Below are 26,426 nucleotides of genomic sequence, written 5' to 3' on the forward strand. Positions count from 1 at the left end.
CGTGCGCACGCGCCGCATGGATCGCAGGGGCCGCAGGTCATCGATCGCACCTGCCGGAAGTCACTTTCTGCACGCGCACCATTGCCGAGTGGCCGCGCGGCCGTCAGCATCGCCGCATGCATTCTTCCCTGAGTCATCTCTCGCATCCGCTGCGGCTGGCCGGCGCGTTCACCATTGCGGCGGTGGCGTTGTCGTTCATGCCCGATGCGTCACCGCAGGGCGCCTGGCGCTGGGGCGTGCTGGCCGGCTTCACCGCCTTGTTCCTGCTGCACACCGTGTTGCCGTCGCTGCACGCATTGCGCACTGCTGCCACGCTGCTGCAGGCGGTCCTGGCCTTGCTGCTGGTGTGGATGGAGCCGCGTGCCGGCACCGCCCCGGTGCTGCTGGTCATGCTGGTGGCGCAGGCGGGCATGACCTGGCCGCCGGTGCGCGTGCTGTTGCTGGCGCTGGCATTGAACGCGGGCATGTATGCGCTGCTGGTGCAGGCCGGGTTCGAGCGCCCGTGGTTGATCGTCGGCATCTACGCCGGTTTCCAGGCCTTCGCCGCGCTGACCGCGCATTACGCGCGCAGCGCCGAGCGTGCGCGCGATGCGCTGGCCTACGTCAACGCCGATCTGCTGGCCACCCGCGCGCTGCTGGCCGACAGCGCGCGCGATGCCGAGCGCCTGCGCCTGGCGCGCGAGCTGCACGACGTGGCCGGGCACAAGCTCACCGCCATGCGCATCAACCTGCGCCTGCTCGGTGCCGACCCGGTGCTGGCGCGGCGCGACGAGGTCGCGGTGGTGGAGCAGCTGTCGGCCGAGCTGCTGTCGGACATCCGCAACGTGGTGCAGTCGCTGCGCGACGATCAGGGCCTGGACCTGCAGACCGCCTTGCGCGCGCTGGCCGCACCGTTCCCGCGCCCGGCGCTGCGCCTGCAGATCGACCCGGCCGTGCGCATCACCGATGCCCGTGTGGCCGAGCTGCTGTTGCGGCTGGTGCAGGAGGCGCTGACCAACGCGGTGCGGCATGCCGACGCCAACGAGGTCGCGGTGCACCTGCAGTGCGCGGGCGCGCAGCTGCAGGTGGACATCTGCGACGATGGCCGCCGCGCCGAGCGCATCCGCGAAGGCAACGGCATCACCGGCATGCGCGAACGCCTGGCCGCCCTGCACGGGCAGCTTGAGCTTGGCCGCACGCCCACTGGCGGCATGCACCTGATGGCGAGGCTACCGGCATGAGTGCCCATCGCATCGCGCTGGCCGACGACCAGATCCTGGTCCGCGCCGGCCTGCGCGCGCTGTTGCAGCAACAGGGCGTGGAGGTGGTCTGCGAGGCCGACGACGGCCAGGGCCTGCTGGACGCGCTGGTCAGCACCACCGTGGACGTGGTGCTCAGCGACATCCGCATGCCCGGCGTGGACGGCATCCAGGCGCTGCAGCAACTGCGCGCCCGTGGCGACCGCACCCCGGTGCTGCTGCTGACCACCTTCGACGACAGCGACCTGCTGCTGCGCGCCACCGAGGCCGGCGCGCAGGGCTTCCTGCTCAAGGACGCCGCCCCGGAAGACCTGCGCGAGGCGATCGAGCGGGTTGCCCACGGCGAGACCCTGCTGCAGCCGGTCAGCACCGACCCGGTACGGGCGCGCTACCAGTTCCGCGACCAGCAGCCCCCGCGCGAGACCTTCAGCGAGCGGGAGGTGGCGATCCTGCGCCTGCTGGCCGGCGGCTATTCCAACAAGGAGATCGCCCGCACCCTGTTCCTGGCCGAAGGCACGGTGAAGAACTACGTCTCCACCATTCTGGAAAAGCTCGGCACCCGCGACCGCACAAGGGCGGTGTTGAAGGCGATCACGTTGCGGGTGATTTGAGGGCGGGGATTGGGGAGTCGGGAGTGGGGATTGGTCAGAGCGGAATCGGGAATTGGGAATCGGGCACGATCTCGCCAGGTTGCATGGCATTGTTTCATAAGGGATTTCCCGGATTCGGAAGGATTGGGTAGCAACCGTAAGGTTGCCGTCAGGTCGTGTGGGCGGCCAGGCGGGAAGGTCGTCCGGCGGCCACCGAGGTCGCTCGGGGACGCGCCGCGCTCCGGTCCGCTGCGGAGTCCGTCATGCGTCTGGTCCGGTATCTGTTCGTGTTGATCGTGGTGCTGTCCACCAGCGCCTGGGCGGCACCCACCCAGGCCGACTTGCCGATCGCCTGGGTCCAGGCCGCACTGCACACCCAGTCGCCAACCGAGCGCGACCTGCGCGTCGGCGTGGCGCTCTGCGACCTGACCGCGCAGGGCGCAGTGGCCCGGACCTGCGACAGCTTGTCCGCCCGAACCGATCAGGGGGGGTGCGGCCCGGTGTGTCGGCCATGGGCAGGGCGCGGCGTTGGCAGCACCCATCGCATCGGCACCGGCATACCCGGCGCGTGGTCTAGCCGCGGCCAGTTCAAGGTGGCTTTCAGCAATGGCTCCGAGCGCGATGACCGGCTGCACCCGGTGGCGCCGCACTGCACTACCGGCCTGGCGGCCGCGCCGGCCGGCATCCAGCCGCGCGCGCAGGACTGCAGGGGATAAGAAACGTCGCCAAGCGACGTTGGCGACACCACGGCAGGCCTGCCTGCCGCCATCTATGGTTGGCCGGAGCGCCCGGCAACGCGTACGCCAGCCAGCTCGCAGCGAGATATATCGCGACCGCCAGGAGTCTCCTCCGTGGCAACTGGTCCAGTGTGCAGGTCGACCGTAGGTACCTGCGGCAGTGGCTTGGCCATCGCTGGCCCAAGTCCCGTGCATGCGCACGCTATGCCGCGCCAACGCACTGCATCAACACACCGCAACAACACACCGCAACAACACACCGCAACAACACACCGCAACAACACACCGCAACAACACACCGTCTGGCGGCGAGCCGCCAGACGGTGGTCGACGCAGGGCTTACGGCCGGGGCGGGGTTTCCTGCGGGTTGATCTGCGGATCGTTGCCCACCTGGGGGTCACAGCTGAACCAGGTCTTCTTGTCCTTCCGGCTTTCGTCCTCGACGATGATGGTCAGGAAGATCAGGGTCGGGACGCTATTGGCGTTGGTGACCTGCACGCTGCGGCCGTCGGGGCTGATCGTGGGTTGCCCGATCTGTTTCAAGGCATCGGAACTCAGCAGGCTCCTGATCTTGAAATGCCGGGGGACGACGTCTTCATCGAAGTAATAGTGCAGCGTCGATGCCTTGTCGTGCTTGTCCACAATCAGCAGGTCCGGGGCGAAGCTGTAGAAATACTCGCCGGCACCGGTGTTGCCGCCAAATCCCACCCGCGCCACCGTGAGCTTGATCTTGAAGTCCGTCATGAGCTGTCCTGTTCCTTGAAAAGCGGGGCATAGAGGGAGACGAATCCCGGGTGGCGGTAGCCCGCGTGATACAGCCATCCGAGCTGTTGCGTAACGGCGCTGCGCTGGCCCAGATGCACCTGTGCGCGAATCCACGGGTCCAGCAGGTTCTTGTCGCGGCTGTTGCCGATGTCCTTGCCCAACACCGCCACCGCGCGCTGCCACGCCGCGCGTGCGCCGGCTGCGTCGCCGGCGGCGGCCTGTTGTTCGCCCTGCCAGACCAGCGCCTGGGCCAGCGCGGCCAGGCCGAGCAGATCGTCGGGCCTGGCGCGGTGCAGGGCATCCAGTTGCGCAACGATCGGCGCCAGGCCATCGGCGTGGTTGCCCGCGCGCGCGCGCTGCACGCGCTCAAGGCGCAGCGCGATGATGGCGTCCAGCCACTGCCACTCCGGCAGCGGTTGCGCCTGTGTCAGCAACCCGGCCATGGTCTGGCGGGCGCGCTCGAGGTGCCGCACCGCCAGTTCGGGCTGCCCGTCCAGCGCGGCCATCCAGCCAACCTGGGCGTCGGCATGCGCCAGATCGCGGCGCCAGGCGACATTGTCCGGCTGCAAGGCCACCAATGCTTGCAGCATGCGCAGGCTGTCCTGCGCATCGGTCTGCGCCTGGTGCAGCTGGCCGCGCGCCAGTGCCAGGTTGGAGACGCGGATCAGTGAGCCGGCCAGACGCCTGCGCCAGGCATGCGCGTCGGGATCGTGGTCGACCAGCACACGCAGCATGGCGATCTGCTCGCGGTAGCCCTGCTCGGCGGGGGCCAGCGAGCCCTGCATTTCCTGCGTCAGGCTCAGCCAGGACAGGCTGTCCACCAGCTCGTAGCGCAGCGCCGCGTTGTCCGGTGTGCGCGCCAGCAACTGGCGCTTGAGGGCGATCGAGCGTGCAAACAAGCCGATCGCCGCACCTGTCCGGCCTTGCTCCTTGGCCAGTGTGCCGAGGTTGTTGAGGGCGTAGGACAGTTCCAGTTGCCAGTGCGGATCCTGCGGCGCGGCGCGCACCAGGTGTTCGCAGGCGGCCAGGTATTGCGACCAGTAGCGTTGTGCCACGGGCAACTGCTTGCTCCGGTAGGCAAGATCGCCCAGCCAATACGCGGTCTGCCCGGTTTCGGCGTGCGCCTCCAGCGACGCCGGCGCACGCGCACGCGCCTGCTCGGCAGTGGCGGCGGCACGCGTGAATGCCGCCTGCGCCTCGTCCAGCTTGCCCTGGTTCATCAGCACCTCGCCGGTGGTGCGCAACGCACGGGCGTGGTTGATCAGATCGCCTGTCTGCATGCTCGCGCTGGGCAGGTCTTCCAGATAGCGCAGCGCGCGGCTGCCCACGCTGTCGAGCAGCTTGAGGTTGCCCACCGTGCGCAACTGCTCGGCCAGGTCGCCCAGCATGTAGCTCACCAGTTGCTGGGCCTGGTCGCGCCGTTGTTCGGCCACCTGCTGCGCTTGCCGCGCCTGCCAGCCCAGCAGCATCGAGGCGCTCGCCAACACCACCAGCAAGGTCGCCGCCGCTGCATACAGGCCGCGGCGGCGCCGTTGCGAGCGCTCGCAGGCATGCAGGAACGCGTGGTCCAGCGCATCCAGATCCTGCGGCATGCGCCGCGCCGCCTCGCGCGCTTCGCTCAACGGGCGGCCGCTGTTGAGCAGATGATCGCTGCGCCGGCCTTCGGCTGCCCAGCGCTGTGCGGCCAGCTGCAGCCGCTTGCGTGCCTGCAGCAGACGGCGGTTTTCGTGGATCCACTCGGCCGCGCGCGGCCATTGCCGCAGCAAGGCTTCATGCGCGACCGCAAACCCCGGCTCGCCGGCCACCAGCTCGCTGACGAACAGGCGCGCCTGCACGAAGGCATCCACCAGCACGCGCGCTGCGCCATGCGCCGGCAGCGCCGACCACAGCGCACGCCGCGCGGTCACCGCATCGCTGTCGGGGTGGATCACGCTCAGCAAGCTCAGCACCTGGCCCAGCGCCGCCTGTGCGGCAGCCGGCAGGGCACGGAAGGTGTGTTCGGCATGGTGCGCCAAGGCGCCTTCCAGCCCGCCCAATGCGCGGTAGGCGGCAAAGGTCAGCAGCCCGTCGTCGCTGCGTTGCGCGTGCAAGGCATGCAGCAGATGCTGCAGCAACGGCAGGGCATCGGGCTGGCGCGCGGTGGCATCGCGCAGCACATCGTCCAGCCGGCTGGCGCTGTCGCGGTCCTCTTCGAAGCGCAGCCCGGCCATGGCCGCCGGCACGCGGATGATCTGGCCGATCTCGCCATCGCGCGGCGCCAGCAGATCCACGTGGCCGTCGCCGCGTTTGAGTTCGACGATCTGCGGCAAGGCGTCGATCAGGCGCGGGTAGAAATCGCTGCGGGTGAGCATCAGCATCGCCACCTGCGCGCTGCTGCACAGCGCCTGCAAGGCCGCGGCCAGTGCGGCGCGGTCGGCATCGGTGATCCCGGGCGTGGCCACCAGCGCTTCTGCGTGGTCGATCACCAGCAGCAGATGGCGCTGGGTCTGTGCGCTGTCGCGCGCTGGTGGGCGTTGACGCATCGCCTCGCCAATGGCCGCATGCAGCGGGGCAGGGCGCTGCAGCCACTCGGGCAACGCCGCCATCTGCGCCGGCGAAAACACCGCGCGCCCACCCGCTTCCCAGTCACCGAGTGCGCGCGCCAGTGTGTCGAGCACATCGCCGCCACGGCATTGCGCCAGGTTGCAGTACGCCACCGCAATGGCTTCCAGCCCATCCAGCCCGCCGGGCTGTGCCAGCAACGGCACCACGCCGGCGCGCAGCAACGAGGTCTTGCCGCAGCCGCTGGCACCGCTCACCAGCACCAGCCCGCGCTGGCTGTGCAATTGCGCGCGCATCGCGCCCAGCACCTGCGCAATCGCATGGCTGCGGCCGAAGAAGACCTCGGCGTGTGCGGGATCGAACGCCTGCAGCCCCACATACGGGCTGCCGTGTCCCCACACCTGCGTGCCCATCACCGCACCGCGATAATCGTCGGGAAACACCACCTTGGGCAGCAGCCGGTATCCGCGCTTGCGGATGGTTTCGATGTAGCGCGGTTGGCGGCTGTCGTCGCCCAGCTTGCGGCGCAGTTGGGCGATGGTCTTGTGCACCGGGTTGTCGCCGTAGAAGCTGCCGTGCCACACCTCGATCAGCAACTGCTCGGCGCTGACCACCTCGCCGGCACGTTCGGCCAGCGCGATCAGCACTTCCATCATGCGCGGTTCCAGCGCGATGGTCTGGCCGTCGTCGATCAGCGCAAGCCGTTCCGGCTCGACCAGCAAGGGCCCAAGCCGAAACCGCGGGACGGAGCCCAGCTGCGTGACGCGCTCGCTTCGAAGAGACATCGCTCGGATACCGGTCGCACGGTGGGAGGAGCCTCGACGATCGCCATCAGGCGCGGCCAGGCACGGCACGGCACGGCAGGCGCAAAAGTAGCACAGGCGCTGACGCAGGAAATCGATGGTGATCGCCGTTCGTTCGCGTCCGTGCGCGGAAGATACATGCCCGGTCGTGCGGCATGCCAGGCGCTGTAGGCGGGCTTCATGCAACGCCATACAGCGGCGTGTGGTGCGCCTCAGGCTGTTTCGCCAGCAGGCCAGCGATTAAGATGCCGCCAGCATCTTGCTGACCAGGAGTCCACGTTGATCATCCATCCCAAAGTGCGCGGCTTCATCTGCACCACCACGCATCCGCTTGGCTGCGAGCGCAATGTGCTCGAGCAGATCGCGGCCACGCGCGCGCGCGGCGTCCGCAACGACGGCCCGAAGAAGGTGCTGGTGATCGGCGCATCCAGCGGCTACGGCCTGGCCTCGCGCATCACCGCCGCGTTCGGCTTCGGTGCCGACACGCTCGGCGTGTTCTTCGAAAAACCCGGCAGCCCCAGCAAGGCCGGCACCGCCGGCTGGTACAACTCCGCCGCGTTCGACAAGCACGCCAAGGCCGCGGGCCTGTACAGCAAGTCGATCAACGGCGATGCGTTTTCCGATGCCGCGCGTGAGAAGGTCATCGAGCTGATCAAGACCGAGATGGGCGGCCAGGTCGACCTGGTGGTGTATTCGCTGGCCTCGCCGGTGCGCAAGCTGCCGGGCACGGGTGAAGTGAAGCGCTCGGCGCTCAAGCCGATCGGCAACACCTACACCGCCACCGCCATCGACACCAACAAGGACACCATCATCCAGGCCTCGATCGAGCCGGCCAGCGCGCAGGAGATCGAAGACACCGTCACCGTGATGGGCGGGCAGGATTGGGAGCTGTGGATCGACGCGCTGGAAGGCGCCGGTGTGCTCGCCGACGGCGCGCGCAGCGTGGCCTTCAGCTATATCGGTACCGAGATCACCTGGCCGATCTACTGGCACGGCGCGCTGGGCAAGGCCAAGGTCGACCTGGACCACACCGCGCAGCGGTTGAACGCGCGCCTGGCCAAGCGCGGCGGCAGCGCCAACGTGGCGGTGCTCAAGTCGGTGGTCACCCAGGCCAGCGCGGCCATCCCGGTGATGCCGCTGTACATCTCCATGGTCTACAAGATCATGAAGGAAAAGGGCCTGCACGAAGGCACCATCGAGCAGCTCGACCGCCTGTTCCGCGAGCGCCTGTACCGCGAAGACGGCCAGCCCGCCGAGGTGGACGCCGAAAACCGCCTGCGCCTGGACGACTGGGAACTGCGCGACGACGTGCAGGACGCCTGCAAGGCGCTGTGGCCGCAGGTCACCACCGAGAACCTGTTCCAGCTCACCGACTACGCCGGCTACAAGCACGAGTTCCTCAAGCTGTTCGGCTTCGAGCGCGACGATGTGGATTACGACGCCGATGTGGAGACGGACGTGACCTTCGATTGCATCGAGCTGAGCTGAGAGCAGGGATTCGGGAATCGGGATTTGGGATTCGCAAGCGCGGTGGGTGGCTGCATCGTTGATCTTCGGCGGATCCAAATGCGTTGCGGCAAGGACAATCGGCAATCGATGCCGGTTGCCCTCGCTGTTACGAATCCCCACTCCCCAATCCCAAATCCCCGCCCCCAATGGACAAACTGATCGCCTTTCTGGTGCTGGCCGTTGTGGTCAGCGTGGCCTGTGCCGTGTTGCTGCGCCTCGTCAGGTTGCACTGGTCATTGCAGGCGATCGCCAATCTGTTGATCACCACGGCCGTCGTCTGCGCCGTGGTGATGCAGGACGGCTCTGCACCGCCCTGGAACCACGCCTTGCTGATCACGCTGTTCTTCAGCGTCCCGGCGTCGCTGTGTGTAGTGCTGCTGAGCGCAGGCTTCAAATGGATCACCAACAAACGCCGCAGCCGTGCGCCCGCCTGAAACGCGTGAGCGCAGCGAACAACACCTAGCAAGCACCTGCCCGCTGCCCACGGGCGCATCAGCCCTCAGCGCACCACGCTCCGTTAGCAACAAGCCTGGACAGAGCGCCGAAAGCCAGCGCTCTTAAGCTCTTACGATTCCCCAATCCCGATTCCCGATTCCCGTCACGTCAGCGCCGCACATCAAACCGCGCATCCCCCACGCAGGCCTGCACATCGGCTACCGAGAGCGGATTGAAATCGCCGGGAATCGAGTGCTTCAGGCAGCCGGCCGCCAGGCCGAAGCGCACCGTGTCGTCCAGCGACCAGCCTTCGATCAGGCCGTGCAGCACGCCGGCGGCAAACGCGTCGCCGCCGCCGATGCGGTCGATGATCGGGCTCAGTTCCTCGCTGGGCGCGCGCGCCACCGCACCACTGCGCGGCACCAGCAGTGCGCCCAGGCTGTGGTGATCCACGTTGTGCGCCACGCGCTGCGTGCAGGCCATCAACTGCAGCTGCGGGAATGCGGCAAAGGCCTGCTGCGCGGCCGCTTCCACACGCGCTTCCAACGTGTCCTGCGGGAACTCGCCGCCCAGCACCACGCCGATGTCGCGGTAGTCGGCAAACACCACGTCCGCACAGGCGAACAGCTGGTGCAGGATGCCGCGCGCATCGCCCTGCCAGCGTTGCCAGAGCTTGGGCCGGTAATTGCCGTCGAACGAGACCTTGACTCCGGCCGCGCGCGCCGCGCGTGCCGCCGCCAGCGTGGCCTGCGCCACGTCCGCACCCAGGGCCGGGCTGACCCCGGACAGATGCAGCCACTGCACCCCGTCCAGCAGGGCCGGCCAGTCGTAGGCGTCGGCCGGGGCCAGCGCAAACGCCGAGTCGGCGCGGTCGTAGACCACTTCGCTGGGGCGGTGGATCGCGCCGGTGGTCAGGAAGTACAGCCCCATGCGCCCGTCCACCCGCCGCACATGCCGCGTGTCCACGTCATGGCGGCGCAACTCGCCCAGCACCGCCGCGCCCAGCGGGTTGTCCGCCACCGTGCTGACCATGGCCACGTCATGGCCGAAATGCGCCAGCGACACGCCGACATTGGCCTCGGCCCCGCCGTAGTGCACGTCCAGCCGCGGTTGCTGCAGCAGCAGCTCGTGACCAGGCGCCCCCAGGCGCAGCAACAACTCTCCAAAGCACAGGATACGGGCACGACTCATGCGGCAATTACCTCGGCTGTGTGGTGCGTCACGGTGTGGGGGAACCGCTGCGCGTCAGGATGACCATCGGTGTCATTCTAGCCGGCGCCAAACGCGCCGGGCGAGGCCCATGATGCGACGCGCAGTGACCGCTTGCACCCCTTTTGGGCAAATTTGGTGACGTTTTCTGCTGCGCTGCAAGATGTTACGGGAGGATTCAGCTGGTAACGTCGTTTTGACCAGCGGTGTCATTGCCGCTCACAACCAGACTTTCATGTTGTTCATGGACCCTTGGGAGGGGAGGACATGCAATTTCGGACCACCAGCCGGAAGACACCGGTTACCTTGCTGGCGTTGTCGATCGGCCTTGCGCTGAGCGGCCACCTGGCAGCACAAGAAACCACCCAAGCGCCCGCAGAACCGGCCGTCGACCTGGACACCGTCACGGTGACCGGCTATCGCGCCTCGGTGGAAAAGGCCCTGGACATCAAGCGCGGCGAAGCCGGCGTGGTCGATGCGATTGTCGCCGAGGACATCGGCAAGTTCCCCGACCTCAACCTGGCCGAGTCGCTGCAGCGCATCCCCGGCGTGGTGATCACCCGTGAGGCCGGCGAGGGCCGCGCCATCTCGGTGCGTGGCCTGGGCCCGGAGTTCACCCGCGTGCGCATCAACGGCATGGAAGCGCTCACCACTGTGGGCGCCGGCGACCAGAGCGGCGGCACCAACCGTGGCCGCGGCTTCGACTTCAACGTGTTCGCCTCGGACCTGTTCTCGCAGCTGATCGCGCGCAAGACCGCCTCGGCCGATGTGGAAGAAGGCTCGCTCGGCGCAACCGTCGACCTGCGCACCGCGCGTCCGTTCGACTACAACGGCTTCACCTTCGCCGCCAGCGGCCAGGCCGCCTACAACGCCATGGCCGAGAAGGCCAACCCGCGCGTGGCCGCGCTGATCGCCAATACCTGGGCCGACAACACCTTCGGTGCCCTGCTGTCGGTGGCCTACACCGAGCGCGAGGTGCTGGAAGAAGGCGCCAACACCGGCCGCTGGGCCAACGGCCCCAGCAACGGCAACTTCAGTCCCGCCTCGCCGTACGCCGCGGCGCGCTCGGCCGATGTCTACCACCCGCGCTTCCCGCGCTACACCCAGCAGATCCACGACCAGGAACGCCTGGGCGTCACCGGCTCGCTGCAGTGGAAGCCCACCGACCGCACCACGCTGTCGCTGGACGCGCTGTATTCCAAGATCGACGCCAAGCGCGACGAGCACTACATCGAAGCGATCTCCTTCAGCCGCAACCGCGACGGGCTCACCCCGCGCCGGCCGGAGCGCGACGGCAAGCCGGGCACCATCGTGCGCAACGGCGAGATCCGCAACAACGCGCTGGTCTATGGCGAGTTCGACAATGTCGATATCCGCTCGGAAAACCGCCACGACGAGTGGAACACCAAGTTCACCCAGGTCAGCCTGGACCTGGAGCATCGCTTCAACGACGACTTCAGCATCAACGCCCGGGTCGGCACCTCGCGCTCGGCGCACGAGAACCCGGTGCAGACCACCATCATCATGGACAAGTACGACGTCGACGGGTACAGCTACGACTACCGTGGCAACAGCCGCGCGCCGGTGCTGAACTACGGCATCGACCCGACCAACCCCGCCGGTTGGGAGCTGGCCGAAATCCGCCTGCGTCCGCAGTCGGTGGACAACGACTTCGACACCGGCCAGATCGACTTCAACTGGAACATCAGCCCCGGCTTCCGCCTCAAGGGCGGCGTGCTGGCCAAGAACTACAGCTTCAGCACCGTCGAGCTGCGCCGCGCCAACGAACTGTCCGTGCCCACCTTCGCCAACGGCAGCACCATCGTGCCGGCCGACCTGACCGAACAGGCCGGACTCAAGGGCATCAACGGCAGCCCGTCCAGCTGGGTGGTGCCCAACCTGGATGCGGTGGCCGACCTGTTCGGCATCTACAGCAACAGCGGCACCTTCGCCGTGGCGCCCCGCGTGAATAACAGCCGCAGCGTCGAGGAAAAGGATCGCGGCGTGTGGTTGATGGGCGAGTTCTCCACCGACCTGGGTTCCATCCCGCTGTCGGGTAACTTCGGCGTGCGCTATGTGCGCACCGAGCAGGAGTCCACCGGCTATGCGCTGATCAACAACGCGCCGGCGCTGACCACCGTGGGCCGCAAGTACAACAACACGCTGCCCTCGTTCAACCTGGTCGCCGAGCTGGCTCCGGACCTGCTGCTGCGCCTGGGCGCGGCCAAGGTCATGAGCCGCCCGGGCCTGGGCAGCCTCACCCCCGGCGTGACCGTGGCGGTGGCCGGTGGTGCGCGCACCGTGGCCGGCGGCAACCCGGACCTGGACCCGATCGAAGCCACCAATGTCGACCTTGGCCTGGAGTGGTACTTCAATGAAGGCGCCATGCTCGGTGTCGGCCTGTTCTACAAGGACATCGAGAGCTTCATCCAGACCGCGCGCGAAGTGCGTCCGTACTCCAGCAGCGGCCTGCCGGCCTCGTTGCTGGAGGGCACCGGCGCCACCGTCAACGACGACTTCGCCTTCAGCATCCCGCTCAATACCCCGGGCGGCGAATTGAAGGGCGTGGAAGCCAACTACACCCAGCCCTTCACCTTCCTGCCGGGCAAGTGGGCCAACCTGGGCGTGCAGCTCAACTACACCTGGGTCGATTCGCAGATCCAGTACCTGGCCAGCAGTGGCGCACCGGTGATGAAGAACGACCTGCTCGGGCTGTCGCGCTCGTCGTGGAATGCCACGCTGTTCTACGAAGGCGAATCCTTCGCCGGGCGCGTGTCGGCCACCAACCGCGACGACTACCTCACCCAGGCACCGGGTGCGGAAACCGGCTTCAACGTCGACGGCGTGCACGGCATGACCGGCACCACCATCCTCGACGCCTCGCTGCGCTACAAGATCAGCAAGCAGCTGGAGCTGAGCCTGGAAGGCATCAACCTCACCAACGAAGCCTCCGACGAATGGGTGTCCTCGCCGCGTACCGGCCAGCTGCCGCTGCAGTACGCCGAAACCGGCCGCCAGTACCTGCTGGGCCTGCGCTACAAGTTCTGACCCGCTGTCTGCCCGCTGCGCACACGCGCAGCGGGCCCCGATCCGACGCCTGATCGCTGCGCATGCGTTGCCGTTGCTGCACGCATGCAACGCGGTGGGCGTGATGTTGGAAGCGTCAGGCACCACGCAGCGGACAGTCGCCCGACGACTGCGCAGCGGTGCTGTCGGTCGCTCATGTCGACGCCGGTGGCCCGTGGGGAGGCTGAGCGCGTCATTGCAGCCAGTGCCATTGGAGTGAGTGCATCATGCAAGCCCGTTTGCGTCGTCCCGCCGCCGAGGCAGGCGTCCGCCTGTCCGCCGCACGTTTGTCGGTGGCCATCGTCCTGGCCTTGCACGGTGTGAGCGCTGCCGCGCAAACCGTCGGCCCGCCGGCCACGCCCACCGATGCGGTCGACCTGGACCGCGTGCAGGTCAAGGCCACCTACCGCGAAAGCCTGCAGCAATCGCTGGATGCCAAGCGCTACAGCGTGGAGCAGGTGGATGCCATCTATGCCGAAGACATCGGCAAGTTTCCCGATCTGAACCTGGCCGAATCGATGCAGCGCATCGCCGGCGTCTCCATCGACCGCGAGGGCGGCGAGGGCAAGCAGATCTCCGTGCGCGGGCTGGGTTCGGACTTCACCCGCGTGCGCATCAACGGGCTGGAAGCGCTGGCCACCGCCGGCAGCGGCAGCGATGGCGTCAACCGCAGCCGCGGTTTCGACTTCAATACCTTTGCCTCCGAACTCTTCAGTCGCGTCACCATCAGCAAGACCCAGTCGGCGCAGATGGACGAAGGCTCATTGGGTGCCACGGTCGACCTGCGCGGCTCGCGCCCGTTCGACTTCGACGGCTTCGAAGCGGCCGCGTCCACGCAATACGGCTACAACGATCTCTCGCGCGAAAAGGACCCGCGCTTTTCCGGCCTGATCAGCAACATCTGGGCCGATGGCCGCGTCGGCGCGCTGATGTCGGTGTCCTACAGCGAGCGCCATTTGCGCGAGGAAGGCTACAACCCGGTGCGCTGGGAGCATGGCAACTACCGCAACTCCAACCAGAGCACCGCCACCAACAACGGCACCTACGGTTTCTGTTCGCCGGTGGGCTACAACCCGCAGACCCCGCGCAACCCGCTGGCCAACGAAACCCCTGCCGGGGTCGGCTCGCAGGCCAACCAGGACCGCAACAACGGCTGGGGCAGCTACGGCATCAGCGCCACCAACTGCGGCACCGGCATCGCGCGCCCGGCCAACACGCCGGAGAACATCCAGGCCTACGAAACCGCCACCAACGCCTGGATTCCGCGCTATCCGCGCTACATCCGCACCGATCACGAAATCAAACGCCTCGGCGTCACCGGCGCGCTGCAATTCAAGGTCAGCGACGACACCCTGCTGAACTTCGACATGCTGTATTCCAAGCTGGACAAGGACCAGCGCGAAGATTCGGTCGGCGCCAACCTGCACCGCACCGCCAACTTCGGCGGCAAGACCCAGATCGCGGTGCGCGAGGCGCAGGTGGACGACCAGAACCGCCTCACCTACGGCGTGTTCGACAACGTCGACTTCCGCACCGAATCCAGCAACATCGAAGAATCCACCGAGTTCAAGCAGTTCAGCCTGGACCTGCAGCACCGCTTCAACGACCAGGTGCGCGTCAATGCATTGGTTGGCCACTCGACCTCGGACTACGAACGCCCCGAGTTTTCGATGGTGAGTTTCGACAACACCAACCTGGACGGCTTCGTGCTGGACCGGCGCGGTGGCGGCGACTACCCCAGCATGAGTTTCCCGTTCGATGCGGGTAACCCCGATAACTGGCAGTGGCTGGGCTACGGCGCAGTGCCGGTCAACAGCAACGGCACCGCGCGCGGCACCAACATCAGCGAGGTGCGGCTCAACCCGCAGTCGGTGGGCAACACCTTCGACACCGCCAAGGTGGATCTGGAATTCAACATCAGCCCCACCTTCACCTTCCGCACCGGGCTGGCCTACAAGAACTACGACATGGACACGTCGGAGTCGCGCAACATCTCCTACGGGCGACTGGCGCAGGCATTGCCGGCCGGTGTGGGCGTGGGTGACCTGAGCACCAACCTGGACGGCTTCGGCCGCAGCTTGAACGGCAGCTTCCCCACCACCTGGGTGATTCCGGATTTCCAGAAGGTCGCCGACCTGCTCAACATCAATTGCGACTGCGACACCGGCGTGCCCGGCGGCGACTACCGGCTGGCCGATGTCGGCCACTTCGGCTCGTCCAACAACAATTTCGCCGTCAACGAAAAGAGTCTGGGCACCTACCTGCAGCTGGACTTCAACACCGACCTGTGGGGCCGCGCGCTGCGCGGCAACCTGGGCGTGCGCTACGTGCAGACGCAGATCGCCGCCAGCGGTTATGCGCCTTGCACGGCCACCGCGGCCGGTGCGATTTCGCCCAACTGCCAGTCGTTCTTCGGCGTGGCCAGCGCCACTGCCGCAGCCGGCGAGCGCCTGCTGGTGCCCACCACCGTCAACCACAACTACCGCGACATCCTGCCCTCGTTGAACCTGTCCTGGGATGTCAGCGACGAGGTGGTGCTGCGCTTCGGCGCGGCCAAGACCATGGCGCGCCCCACGCTGGCGTACCTGTCGCCCAGCGTTAGCGGCGGCCCCACCCAGTATTTCGACGACGGGCGCTTTTTCTCGATCAACCTGGGCAACCCCAAGCTCGACCCGTTCCGCTCCACCAACTACGACCTCAGCGCCGAGTGGTACTTCCGCGAAGGCTCGCTGCTGTCGGCGGCGGTGTTCTACAAGGACATCGACAGCTACGTGCAGCGCACCCGCGTGCTCAGCACCTGGGAAGCGATGGGCTACTCGCTGGACCTGCTGCCGGCCGGCTTCACGCCGGACACCATCTTCAACGTGCAGAGCTACTTCAACACGCCCGGCGGCCCGCTCAAGGGCTTCGAGCTGACCTACCAGCAGGCCTTCGACTTCTTGCCCGGCTTCTGGCGCAACTTCGGCGTGCAGCTCAACTACACCCAGGTCGATTCCAAGATCAATTATCTGTTCAGTACCGCAGGCAGCAGCAACACCAGCATCACCACCACCGCCACCGAGCGCGACCTGCTCAATCTCTCGCCACAGTCCTACAACGCCACCGTCTACTACGACGACGGCCGCTTCAGTGCGCGCGTGTCCACCAGTTATCGCGATGGCTATATCAACAACATCCTCGCCCAGGAAGACGTCTACGACCTGGATGGCAAGCGCCTGGCCACGGCCGACGTGACCGGCAAATACAGCGTGGAAAACGTGGATTTCAACATGTCCTACAAGCTCAACGACCAGCTGTCGCTGACCTTCGAGGCCATCAACCTGCTCGACACCCCCGACCGCCGCTACGTCGATTCCACGCTGGAACTGCCCGACAAGTACACCGTCACCGGGCGCCAGTACTACATCGGCGCGCGCTACAAGTTCTGACAGGAGCAACGCATGCAACCGCATCGCAGGATCGTGTTACGTACTCTCGCTGCCACCGCCTTGCTGGCGGGGCTGTCGCTCGGCAGCACCGCCGCCATCGCCGCAGATCCGGTCTACACCGTCGCCAAGCAGGGCAGCGCCGGCTACCGCACCGTGCAGGCCGCCATCGATGCCGCCGTGCAGGGCGGCAAGCGCGCGCAGATCAACATCGGCGCCGGCACCTACCAGGAACTGATCGTGGTGCCGTCCAACGCACCGGCGCTCAAGCTCACCGGCGCCGGCGCCACCCAGACCGTCATCACCTACGACAACTACGCCTCACGCATCAATCCGGCCACCGGCACCGAGTACGGCACCTCCGGCTCGTCCAGCGTCATCATCGCCGGCAACGACTTCACTGCCGAGCAACTGAGCTTTGGCAATCACGCCGGCCCGGTCGGGCAGGCGGTGGCGGTGCGTGTGGATGGCGATCGCGCCGCGTTCCGCAACGTGCGTTTCCTCGGCTACCAGGACACGCTGTACCTGCGCGGCGCCAAGCTGTCGTATTTCCTCGACTGCTATGTCGAAGGCACCGTGGACTTCGTGTTCGGCGCCGGCACCGCGCTGTTCGAGAACGTGCAACTGCACTCGCTGGGCGACGGCTACCTCACGGCCGCCTCCACGCCGCAGGAGAGCGCACGCGGCTTCGTGTTCCGCAATGCGCGCGTCACCGCTGCCAGCGGCGTGACCCGCGTGTTCCTGGGCCGGCCGTGGCGGCCGTATGCCAGCGTCAGCTTCATCGGCAGCCAGCTCGGCGCGCACATCGTGCCCGAGGGCTGGAACAACTGGGGCAACACCGCCAACGAGGCCACCGCCCGCTACAGCGAATACCAGAGCAGCGGCGCCGGCGCCAACCCCTCGCGCCGCGTGAAGTGGTCGCGCCAGCTCACTGCTGCGCAAGCCGCTGCGCTGGACCGCAACACCATCCTCGGCAGCTGGAGGCCATTCTGATGCGCAAGCTCACCACCTTCGCCCTCGCCACTGCGCTACTGCTGGCACCGCTGTCCGCACTGGCCGACAAGATCGCCGACAACATGCTGTTGCTGCAGACCGCCTCCGGCGGTTGGTCCAAGCAATACAAGGGCGTCGCCGTCGACTACAACCGCACCTTCACCGCTGCGGAAATCGCCGAGCTGCAGCAACCCGGGCGCAAGGACGACGCCACCATCGACAACAAGGCCACCACCTACGAGATCGGCTACCTCTCCACGCTCTACAAGACCGAGAAGAACGCCAAGTACGTGGCCGCCGCCAAGCGCGGCGTGGACTATCTGCTCACCGCGCAATACGCCAACGGCGGCTGGCCGCAGTTCTACCCGGACCTGTCGTCCTACCATCACCAGATCACCTACAACGACGATGCAATGGTGCGCGTGCTCAACCTGCTGCAGGACATCAGCGAGGGCAAGGGCGACACTGGCGCGCTGCTGCGTGCCAGCCATGGTGCACGCGCCCGCCAGGCGGTGACCAAGGGACTGGAATGCGTGCTCGCCACCCAGGTCAAGATCGGCGGCACGCTCACCATCTGGGGCGCCCAGTACGACGAGGTCACGCTCAAGCCGGCCAAGGCACGCGCGTATGAGCTGGCCTCGCTGGCCTCCAGCGAGTCGGTCAGCATCGTGCGCTTTCTGATGCGCCAGCCCACCCCGTCCGCACAGATCAAGAGCGCGGTCGAGGCCGCTGCACGCTGGTTCGACACCCACCGCATGCGCGACCTGGCCACCAAGAAGATCGACGACCCCACCCAGGAGACCGGCCAGGACGTGATCCTCGTCGCGCAACCGGGTGCGTCACTATGGGCACGCTTCTACGACCTGCAGAATCAACGCCCGCTCTATGCCAACCGCGACGGCAAGGCATTGACCGAGTACATGCAGGTGCCCAACGAGCGCCGCGTCGGTTATGCCTGGCACGGCACCTGGCCGGACAAGCTGTTGAAGGACGACATTCCCAAGTGGCGTACCGCCAACGGTCTGTAAGTGCGTCGTCGCCACCGCGTGCAAGCGCGGTGGCTGTTTTACGTTTTGGAATTGACGAGGTGAGCGTGTCGAAGTTCTTGTTGGGAATGCTGTGCCTGATCGCGCTGCCGGTGAGCGCGGCCACCACCACCGCGCCGGAGCTGTTGTTCCGGGTGTCGGCCGACCGCGACCTGCAGGCCGATGTGGCCCGCGGCGACGGCGTGCCCAACTTTCGCGACAAGATCACCCTGGTGCCCACCGGCAAGCGTGGCAATGCCATCGAATGGGCCGACGACGGTGTGCTGTCGTGGAATGCGCCCGGCAACCTCTACACCCAGCGCGGCACGCTTGGCTTCTTCTGGCGCTCACGTTATCCCGTGGGCGAAGCGCCGTTCGTGATCTTCCGCGTCGGCTACGCCGACCACACCAGCTGGGACATGGCCTGGCTGCGCATCGACTGGAACGGCCACGGCTTCGATGCCTTCGTCACCGACGCCAACCTCGCGCGCACCCGCGTCTCCTTCAAGCTCGACAAGGCCCCGGCTGCCAGCGACTGGACCCACATTGCGTTTGCCTGGGACGAAACCCGCGGCGTGCGCCTGTACGTGGACGGCAAGGAAGCCGCACGCGTGGACTGCGGTGCGCCCTGCGCCAACGGCGGCGCGCTCGACTTCGACGCCGCGCTCGACCAGTTCGGCCTGGCCGGCCGCGTGATGTCGCCGCACCAGGTGCAGAGCCGCTACAACTTCCTGCGCGGCAGCGACTTCGACGAGATCCGCATCTACGACCGCATGCTCGACGCCAGCGGCGCCGCCGCGCTCGCACGCCTGCAGGAGCCCGCCACCGCCGAGTCGGCCACATCTGCATCGCAACACGCCGCCTTCCTGCACCGTTACGGCTGGGACAACGGCCACGCACCGCCACTGCTGGATGCACCGGTCACCCGCATCCGCAAGGTGGAGTTCACCGACGCGCGCGACCTCAAGCAATGGATGTGGAAGGCCACCGACGGCATTGCCGAAACCACCTGGCCCGGCGTCTACAACCGCTCGCGCCTGCCCGGGCGCGACGACTACTTCCAGCTGCCGGACTGGAACACCTATGTCGAAGGCGGCAAGGCGCTGGACCTCACCCTGCCGGACGAGGCCTTCAACCGCATCGAGCTGCGCGGCGCCGCCTACGGCCAGGCCACTTACGCCGCGCCCAACGCACAGGCGCAGCCACTGTTCGCACGCAGCCAGGGCGTGGTGCGCAGCGTGGACCAGTTCCCTGAGCGCCGCGGCGGCACCCTGCGCTTTGCCAACACCGCGCAGGAAACCCCCATCCAGGAAATCTGGGCCTACAACGTGCAGCCGGGCGAGGTGCCCAAGGGCAGCGCGCAACTCAGCTACACCGTGCGCAGCGACATCCAGCCCGACTACGACAACCTCGCTCCTCTGCGCGATGTCATCGCCGGCCGCTACCCGCCAGGCGAGCGCCAGACCGTCATCGCGCTGCCCACCAAGGCACCGGCGCGCAAGCGCCCCAGCGACAAGGCCGCAGCAGGCGCGCAGCAACCCATCGTGCACATCCTGGTGCCATCCAGCCTGGGCGACCCGCCGCCGGATCAGGCGCTGATGCGCAGCTGGTCCTACGGCTGGGAGAACATGCACGACGGCCTGGACGGCATCGCCATCACCCTGCCGGCGCTCAACCTGCCGGCCACCCACAACGGCAGCATCCCGCTCAACATCCGCATCAAGGACCCCATCTGGCCCGCGCGCGACATGATCGATGTCTCGGTCGCGGTCACTCCCGGCCAGGCCCGCACGCTGTGGCTGGACCTGCGCGACCGCATCCTCAGCAACGACAGCCTGATGCTCAGCATCGCCGCCGCCGCGCCCGGCTTCAACGCCAACGCACTCGACGGCACCCAGCTGCAGCTGGTGTTCAAGCCGCGCGCCGAGGCCATCAAAGAGCACGTCGCCGACCGCTTCAACCAGGTCAAGGACAACTGGGGCTTTCTGGTGGAAGAGCACACCACCTCCAAGCGCCAGCTGCTCTACAAGCGCCTGGACGCGGACATCACCGACCTGCTGCGCGTCGACCCGGACCACGCCCTCGGCCGCCAGTACTGGAACGACATCAGCTACGCCAACCAGGGCGCGTTGCCTGTCGAACTGCCCAGCGTGCCCAAGGGCGTGCCCGCCTGGGCGTTCTGGCAGCTGCAGGACCTCAGCGCCACCCGCCGCTATATCCGCTGGTGGATCGAGCAGCGCCAGGTGGCCTACGGCGATTTCGGCGGCGGCATCTCCGACGACTCGGACCTGGTGCAGCAATGGCCCGGCGTCGCGCTGATGGGCGTGGACCCGGACATGCTCAACGCCTCCATGCTGGCACTGTCCGATGCCAACTACCGCAACGGCATGTTCACCAACGGCCTGTCCACCATCGAAACCGACGAGCTGCATTCCTACGAGGAGGGCATCAACCTCAACAGCGCCCTGCTGTACCTCAACTGGGGCGACCCGCGCACCGTCGAGCGCCTGATGCAGACGGTCAAGGCCTTCGACACCATCATCCAGGTCAACCCGCAAGGCCACCTGCTGTTTGCCAGCAACTGGTTCGGCGGCCGCAAGGTCTACCGCGAGCCCAACTGGCAATGGCAAAAACCGTACTCCTTCCCCATCGTGCACCCGGCCATCCTGCTGGGCGGCTATAACGCCGACCCCAACAGCCGCCGCATCGTCACCGGCCTGGCCGACGGCTATCTCGCCCACGCCTACACCAACGCCAAGGGCAACTGGGCCCTGCCCAACGAGATCAACTGGCAAACCGGCAAAACCCGCGGCGGCGAACTGTTCGAAGGCAGCGGCGGCGCCGACACCTTGCACACCTTCTGGGCCGCCTACCGCTTCACTGGCGAGCAGCGCTATCTCAAACCCATTAACTACCGCGTCGCCAACAGCGGCCCCAACGGCCTCTCCCTGCTCAACGAGAACTTTCTCGATGTCATGGGCAAGCGCAACGACTGGAGCGGCAAGCTCATCGATGCCGCAAATAAAGACGACGGCAGCGCCCCGGACTTCCCGCACCATGTGGCCTGGGAGCAGACTGGCAATCTCGAGTATCTCGCCGCCATTTACCAAAGCGAGGCAAGAGAGAAACTGCAGAACTTCTACATGAACACCGAAGGCCACTGGTGGAGCGACCGCGTTGAATCCCCCACGGTCAACCTCCAACGCGCACGCCTGGGCGGCGTGGCCCTCAAGCGCAATCAAACTTACCCCGGCCACACCGTCAGCTGGCGCTTCAATGACCCGGAGGCCGCCACCCAAGTGGCCATCGCCATCCCCGCACCCCAGCAAGACCGCTTCACCGTCATCGCCTACAACACCTCCAGTAAACCTCAGCGCGCCAGCATGACCGGCTGGAACGTCGCCCCAGGCCAATGGCGCATCACCCAGGGCGTGAGCAAAGGCAACGACGGCAAGCTCGACAGCAACGCCAAGACGCAAGAGCGCGCTTTCGAAAAAAGCGCGGTCATCGACATCGACTTCCCCGCAGGCCGCACCACCGTCCTGCAGCTCGAACGCATTGCAGCCACCACCCCGGTCGAACTACGCCCGGATCTGGGTATTGGTCATGGCGATGTGCGGGTGACCGCAGACGCCATTGAAGTGACCGTGCACAGCCTTGGCCATGCCGATGCGCCGGCCGGGTTTGTGGTGTTGGAGGATGCGCGTGGGAAGGAGTTAGCAAGAGCTCCGTTCCCGGCACTCGCGGCACCACGCGATCTGCAGCCAATCACCGCGCAGGTACGCTTGCCGCTAGCCAACGCCGCAAACCTAAAAGCCACGCAACTGCGCGTCATCACCGATAACAACGTCGCAGAGATTACCGACCTCAACAATAAACTGCCGCTACCAATCCCAACCCCCGCGCCAACAACAAAAAACAGCCCATAACCAAACGCACCGATCCCTTCTCCCGCACGCGGGAGAAGCTGCCCGAAGGGCGGATGAGGGCAAAGCCGATAAAGCCAGCGATCAATCGCGCAACCGCATTGACGCAATCCAAAAACTCGGCGAGGATCGAGGTGCGCAGTACTTAATGCAGCCGCAAAGCCACACATTTCTTCAGGGGGAAGAAACAATGTTGAGCAAGGCATGGAGCATCGTGGTACTGATTGTGACCATAATGGGGATGCGGCATGACACCTGGCGTCAGAGGGACATAGCTGAAAAGCGGTGAGCTTCAAGCGCTCGTGGCGATTTACCACGGTCAGCGAGGACCGTGTTACGCAGTGCTCAGGCGGTCCAATAATAGTTAGGCCTCTCTAGACGGAGTCGCGCTGTGGCGAGGAAGAGCAATCCGCTTGGCGGCAGCTTCCTAAATCGGCTGTCCTTTTTCCGGTCCAAGCCAATCAATAGTGACGTTAGACGATTAATTGAGCCATTGGATCCGCTTAGAAGGAAGAAGGCCAAGCCTGAGGTAAAAAAGGCTCGGAGGACTTCACTTCAGCGCAGCAGTAAGCAGGCTGCGCTTACACGCCCACGTAAGCAAGTATTCAAGAAAGATGGCACTGTTGTTTTGGTCTCTGACGCTACATAGGCAGAGGCCTAACAATCCGTCCAAGCCGACGCCGCTTCGCGGTGCGACTTGACTCAGGCGTTAAGTTGACATGGGAGCATCATGCTGAATTCAAGTACGTACAATTTTTCTGTCGGTTCAATCACTTCAGCCGGAACCGCTCTTTCGCCGGATGAATCGCTTTACTTGAAGGCGCTCGAAGTCAGGAACTTTGAAATCTCTCAACTGGTGCAACGAAATAATTTTTTCATGATATTTCAAGGAGTATTGCTCGCGGGAGTTCTTCAGTCTGAGGGCAAAGTGGCGGCCGTCAGTTCCGCGATCTGCCTCGCGGGCATGCTGATTGCAGTTGCGCAGTACCGGGTAGCCGCAGGAGCTAAGTATTGGCAACAAAAGTGGGAAAGCGAGCTGCTGGCAATTGAGGCGAGGCTACGAAATTCTCTAAGCGTGGCAGATTTTAGGAGCTTGTTCATTCCAACCGAATGCATTAGCCCCGCTCGTGCAGACTGCGTCTGTGACGCCTGCACTGTTGAGCGGGATCTTACAAAAAAAACAATAACGGATCGATTGGTAAATAAGCTTATTCGCAGCAAGCCCTCCGTAAGTCGTATTCCAATCTACGTTGGAGTCGTCTTAACACTCACGTGGTCATTTTGTTCCATGTGGTTCTTGCGGTTGGCGTTGTCAGTATAACAATTCATTCGCGCCAACGCTGTTTCGCGGCGCGGCTCAATTCAGGCATTAGGCGTCACACAATCTCCGATCCTCAAATTCAGTTGTGGCTCCCGTTTTTTATGCGCCCACTCTTTGCGGACGCGATCTAATCAACCCAAATCTTTGACTAATGATCATTGAAATACCAACTGCCGCTGATTTCGAAACCACAGCAATCTCGCTCCTTAATCTAGCCTGGGATGCAGTCTCGGCTCTTATTCTACATGTCGAGCGATCTGAACTGGCTCAGTGGGATGAGGACGGGCAGGTCACCGACGAATTCTGGAAGGCCGCCCAGCAGCCATTGGGAAATGCACAGGCCCTATTGCAGCAGGGTGTCGAGTTTCTATTGAAAGCTCGAATAGCTGAGGTCAGCCCATTCCTTCTGCTCGACCGCGCTGTCCGAGAGTGGCCGCGGGAGTTCGCGAGCCGCGATGCTAGGTATGCGGAGTTCAGAACGATCGACGCCCAAGACTTGATTCGATTGTTCAACACCACTCGCCCCAGACGACTTGATCAGGCTTTTTCCCAGAGAATTGAGGAGCAGAGAAAGGCGCGAAACGCTTTCATTCACTCTGTCGACAATTCACAAAGACATAATCCACAGGCGATCTGGATGGCGATCTTGGATGTTTCACATCACCTTATCGGTCCACGACAGTGGTTTAGCTTGCGTCGCAAATATCTCGATTCAACTCCAGCGGCCATCGCCTTCAGCTTTAGCAACGATGAGACTCCCGCCGAATTGGCGTGGGAGGCCATGAAACTACTGGATCTACTGAAGCCTTCGGAACGAGATCACTACCTTGGAATGACACCAAAAGCTCGCCGTTACATCTGTTATCAGTGTGCGTTGGAGTGTCGTGATGCGGGCTTTCGCCCGGAGACGGCACAATTGCACCCGAATGAGCCGCGTTCCAAAAGTATTTACTGTTTTGTCTGCGAGCAAAATCAAACCGTGAAACGTAAGAATTGCAAATCAAGAAGCTGCAAGGGTAATGTGATTGAGTCTCACGATCTTGTATGCCTTACATGCTTTTCTGATCAATAGCGCATTGATCTTCAGCGCGAGAGCGATGCCTAACGAAGAACGTGGTCTGCGAAGAACTGGGTGAAGAACTGGGTCAGGTTGAGTTTCTGGTGGAGGCGAAAGCCCCCCAATTTTCAGTAGCGGAAACGGGGTCCGGAAACGGGGCAGGTTCACTTAAGAAGCTGACCTGACCTCGTTCCCTTGGCAGATAGCAGAGGTTGAGGGATTCTTAGTGATTGACGGAGATCAAAGGCTCGGCCAACATCGTGTTGTGGAAGAACGGGATCAGGTTTCGCTTAAGAAGTAACCTGACCCCGTTCCCTTGACGGTCCAAAAGTAGATAGCCGCCACGAAGTTTCACCGCATGCCACGCAAGGACTGAGGAGATGATCGAATCAACCTATTGGCGGAAAGAACTGCGTGCAGAGTTGGCGTGGCTCAAGAAACATCGTATGTACCGTAGATGGTCGGAGAAGCAACTTGTGCTATATGAGCGGCGTCTGATGCTGGTAGCGTTCCAAATACGCTCTCTACTCGAGCGGCCTAAGGTGAATGATCTCGCTCGCAGCGCAAGCATGCCGGTAGTTCGATGCAAGAAGGTCGGGAGCAAGCCGTTCACTTTTGTGGGAGCAGGCTTCCCGGACGACCGATTCGATATGGAAAGTCCTGAGAAATCAGAACTTGGTGTCATGGATGTCTGCAATCAACTCATTCACTGCTACTGGATGCAGACATGGTCGAAAGGCACCGCATTTAACGGAATGCTTGTCTTCTCGGATTTCATGCGTCACAAGTGGGCTTATGAGCTGCTGATTGAGGATCTGATAAGCCTCTTCAATATCTTTGCTAATGACACCTCGGCAGTCACCGAACTGTGCATGGCCTGGAACGAGAAGAGGAATGACTATGTGGCTCAGTACGCGCGCTAGGAAGCTAACTGTTAAAATTCGTCCGAGCCGATGCCGCTTGGCGGCGTGACTTAACTCAGGTTTTAAGCCGTAGTGCTAATCATTCCCGCCACCGAGTACGTTCGATCAGAGTCTGAGTCCTTTGGAGACGTCGAAGCTCTTTTGGAGGGCTGCGTCTTTCATGTTACGAGGCGCGAATACTGGCCAGCTATCCAGCGCACCGGTGCGATTCTCCCCAACATCGACGGATCGCTCGCAACTACCTTTGGGTCTTCGAAAAATTCTTTCTTCCGTAATCGCGGGTGTGTGTCTGTGTTTGACTACCGCGAGCCACCAGACGAGGAAATAATTGATTGCCGCAGGCGGTGCTATCCATTCCAGCCGGCCGCACCAGGCGGTAAGGGTATTACGCTGTTAGTACTCAACTCCTCGCTTCATGAGCATCTTCAACCTTGGACACTATGGCAAGACGAGAAGGCCTACGAAGAGATGATCGTACCCCGCGTAGAATTAGGACACATTGGTCCAATTTCATTGAATCTTGTGGACCACATCATGCACCTGCGTCGGATAGAAGATCCGAACTCGTTCGCTGCTATGCTCAGGGCAGCTCATGAACAGGTAACTGCTGGCTAAAAATTCATTCAACCCCACGCCGCTTCGCGGCGCGGCTTAATTCCAGCGTTGGGCCTAAAGAAAGATGAACTCTTACGTGATCACATTACTGCAAGGGTCAACGCCCATAGCTGCATGGGGGGGAAAACGGGGTCAGGTTCACTTCTTGAGGTAAGAGTGCCATATAAAAGAGAAAAAATAGGCCATGAGAAATTACTAAGTCAACCTGAACCTGTTCCTCGATCCAACGTTGTCACGAATCCTTTTGC

Annotated in this window: 16 protein-coding genes; 13 read left to right on the forward strand and 3 right to left on the reverse strand. The window is 64.4% G+C overall.

Annotation, left to right across the window (positions count from 1 at the left end):
- Positions 1 to 20: 20 nt before the first annotated feature.
- From AC06DU_RS00655 to AC06DU_RS00665, 3 genes are all read left to right on the forward strand, one after another.
- Positions 21 to 1,220, forward strand: coding sequence for a sensor histidine kinase (locus AC06DU_RS00655; protein WP_167763563.1), 1,200 nt, complete (start codon positions 21 to 23; stop codon positions 1,218 to 1,220).
- Positions 1,217 to 1,849, forward strand: a complete 633-nt coding sequence (locus tag AC06DU_RS00660; RefSeq protein WP_024939865.1) for a response regulator transcription factor — start codon at positions 1,217 to 1,219, stop codon at positions 1,847 to 1,849. The genes AC06DU_RS00655 and AC06DU_RS00660 overlap by 4 nt, the downstream gene beginning before the upstream one ends.
- A 242-nt stretch (positions 1,850 to 2,091) precedes the next feature.
- Complete coding sequence (locus AC06DU_RS00665; protein WP_478203233.1) at positions 2,092 to 2,544, forward strand: hypothetical protein; 453 nt, start codon at positions 2,092 to 2,094, stop codon at positions 2,542 to 2,544.
- A gap of 360 nt (positions 2,545 to 2,904) precedes the next feature.
- On the opposite strand, the gene AC06DU_RS00670 is transcribed toward AC06DU_RS00665, so the two are convergent.
- Together AC06DU_RS00670 and AC06DU_RS00675 are read right to left on the reverse strand one after the other, a co-directional pair.
- The gene (locus tag AC06DU_RS00670) at positions 2,905 to 3,309 is read right to left on the reverse strand and encodes a hypothetical protein (RefSeq protein ID WP_024939867.1); all 405 of its coding nucleotides are present in this window, start codon (positions 3,307 to 3,309) and stop codon (positions 2,905 to 2,907) included.
- Positions 3,306 to 6,656, reverse strand: a complete 3,351-nt coding sequence (locus tag AC06DU_RS00675) for an nSTAND1 domain-containing NTPase (protein WP_478203235.1) — start codon at positions 6,654 to 6,656, stop codon at positions 3,306 to 3,308. Before AC06DU_RS00675 ends, AC06DU_RS00670 begins: the two co-directional genes overlap by 4 nt.
- 297 nt (positions 6,657 to 6,953) lie before the next feature.
- Here AC06DU_RS00675 and fabV point away from each other — a divergent pair, with 297 nt between their 5' ends.
- Both fabV and AC06DU_RS00685 read left to right on the forward strand, forming a co-directional pair.
- On the forward strand, positions 6,954 to 8,162 hold the full coding sequence (fabV, locus tag AC06DU_RS00680; RefSeq protein WP_102255262.1) for an enoyl-ACP reductase FabV: 1,209 nt from the start codon (positions 6,954 to 6,956) through the stop codon (positions 8,160 to 8,162).
- 167 nt (positions 8,163 to 8,329) lie between these two features.
- Positions 8,330 to 8,617: a hypothetical protein gene (locus AC06DU_RS00685; protein WP_478203237.1), complete on the forward strand. Its 288-nt coding sequence runs from the start codon at positions 8,330 to 8,332 to the stop codon at positions 8,615 to 8,617.
- 169 nt (positions 8,618 to 8,786) lie between these two features.
- Here the strand turns inward: AC06DU_RS00685 and AC06DU_RS00690 are convergent, their stop codons facing one another.
- Positions 8,787 to 9,809 (reverse strand): PfkB family carbohydrate kinase, encoded by a 1,023-nt coding sequence (locus AC06DU_RS00690; RefSeq protein ID WP_478203239.1) that lies wholly within the window; start codon positions 9,807 to 9,809, stop codon positions 8,787 to 8,789.
- A 285-nt stretch (positions 9,810 to 10,094) separates the two neighbouring features.
- On the opposite strand from AC06DU_RS00690, the gene AC06DU_RS00695 reads away from it, so the two are divergent.
- The 8 genes from AC06DU_RS00695 (at position 10,095) to AC06DU_RS00730 (ending at position 25,563) form a co-directional block, all read left to right on the forward strand.
- A complete protein-coding gene (locus tag AC06DU_RS00695; protein WP_047129883.1) occupies positions 10,095 to 12,875 on the forward strand; it encodes a TonB-dependent receptor in 2,781 nt (926 codons plus the stop codon).
- A 245-nt stretch (positions 12,876 to 13,120) separates the two neighbouring features.
- Positions 13,121 to 16,321, forward strand: a complete 3,201-nt coding sequence (locus AC06DU_RS00700) for a TonB-dependent receptor (protein WP_478203240.1) — start codon at positions 13,121 to 13,123, stop codon at positions 16,319 to 16,321.
- 12 nt (positions 16,322 to 16,333) lie between these two features.
- Complete coding sequence (locus AC06DU_RS00705; RefSeq protein WP_478203242.1) at positions 16,334 to 17,311, forward strand: pectinesterase family protein; 978 nt, start codon at positions 16,334 to 16,336, stop codon at positions 17,309 to 17,311.
- Positions 17,311 to 18,339 (forward strand): pectate lyase, encoded by a 1,029-nt coding sequence (gene pelA / locus AC06DU_RS00710; protein WP_478203244.1) that lies wholly within the window; start codon positions 17,311 to 17,313, stop codon positions 18,337 to 18,339. The genes AC06DU_RS00705 and pelA overlap by 1 nt, the downstream gene beginning before the upstream one ends.
- An 86-nt stretch (positions 18,340 to 18,425) precedes the next feature.
- On the forward strand, positions 18,426 to 22,265 hold the full coding sequence (locus AC06DU_RS00715) for a LamG-like jellyroll fold domain-containing protein (RefSeq protein WP_478204478.1): 3,840 nt from the start codon (positions 18,426 to 18,428) through the stop codon (positions 22,263 to 22,265).
- A 727-nt stretch (positions 22,266 to 22,992) separates the two neighbouring features.
- Positions 22,993 to 23,583 (forward strand): RipA family octameric membrane protein, encoded by a 591-nt coding sequence (locus AC06DU_RS00720; protein WP_478203245.1) that lies wholly within the window; start codon positions 22,993 to 22,995, stop codon positions 23,581 to 23,583.
- 151 nt (positions 23,584 to 23,734) lie between these two features.
- A complete protein-coding gene (locus tag AC06DU_RS00725) occupies positions 23,735 to 24,655 on the forward strand; it encodes a hypothetical protein (protein ID WP_478203246.1) in 921 nt (306 codons plus the stop codon).
- Positions 24,656 to 25,020: 365 nt separating this feature from the next.
- On the forward strand, positions 25,021 to 25,563 hold the full coding sequence (locus AC06DU_RS00730) for a hypothetical protein (protein WP_478203247.1): 543 nt from the start codon (positions 25,021 to 25,023) through the stop codon (positions 25,561 to 25,563).
- Positions 25,564 to 26,426: the final 863 nt, after the last annotated feature.

The sequence above is a fragment of the Xanthomonas sp. NCPPB 3200 genome (genome assembly GCF_056393585.1).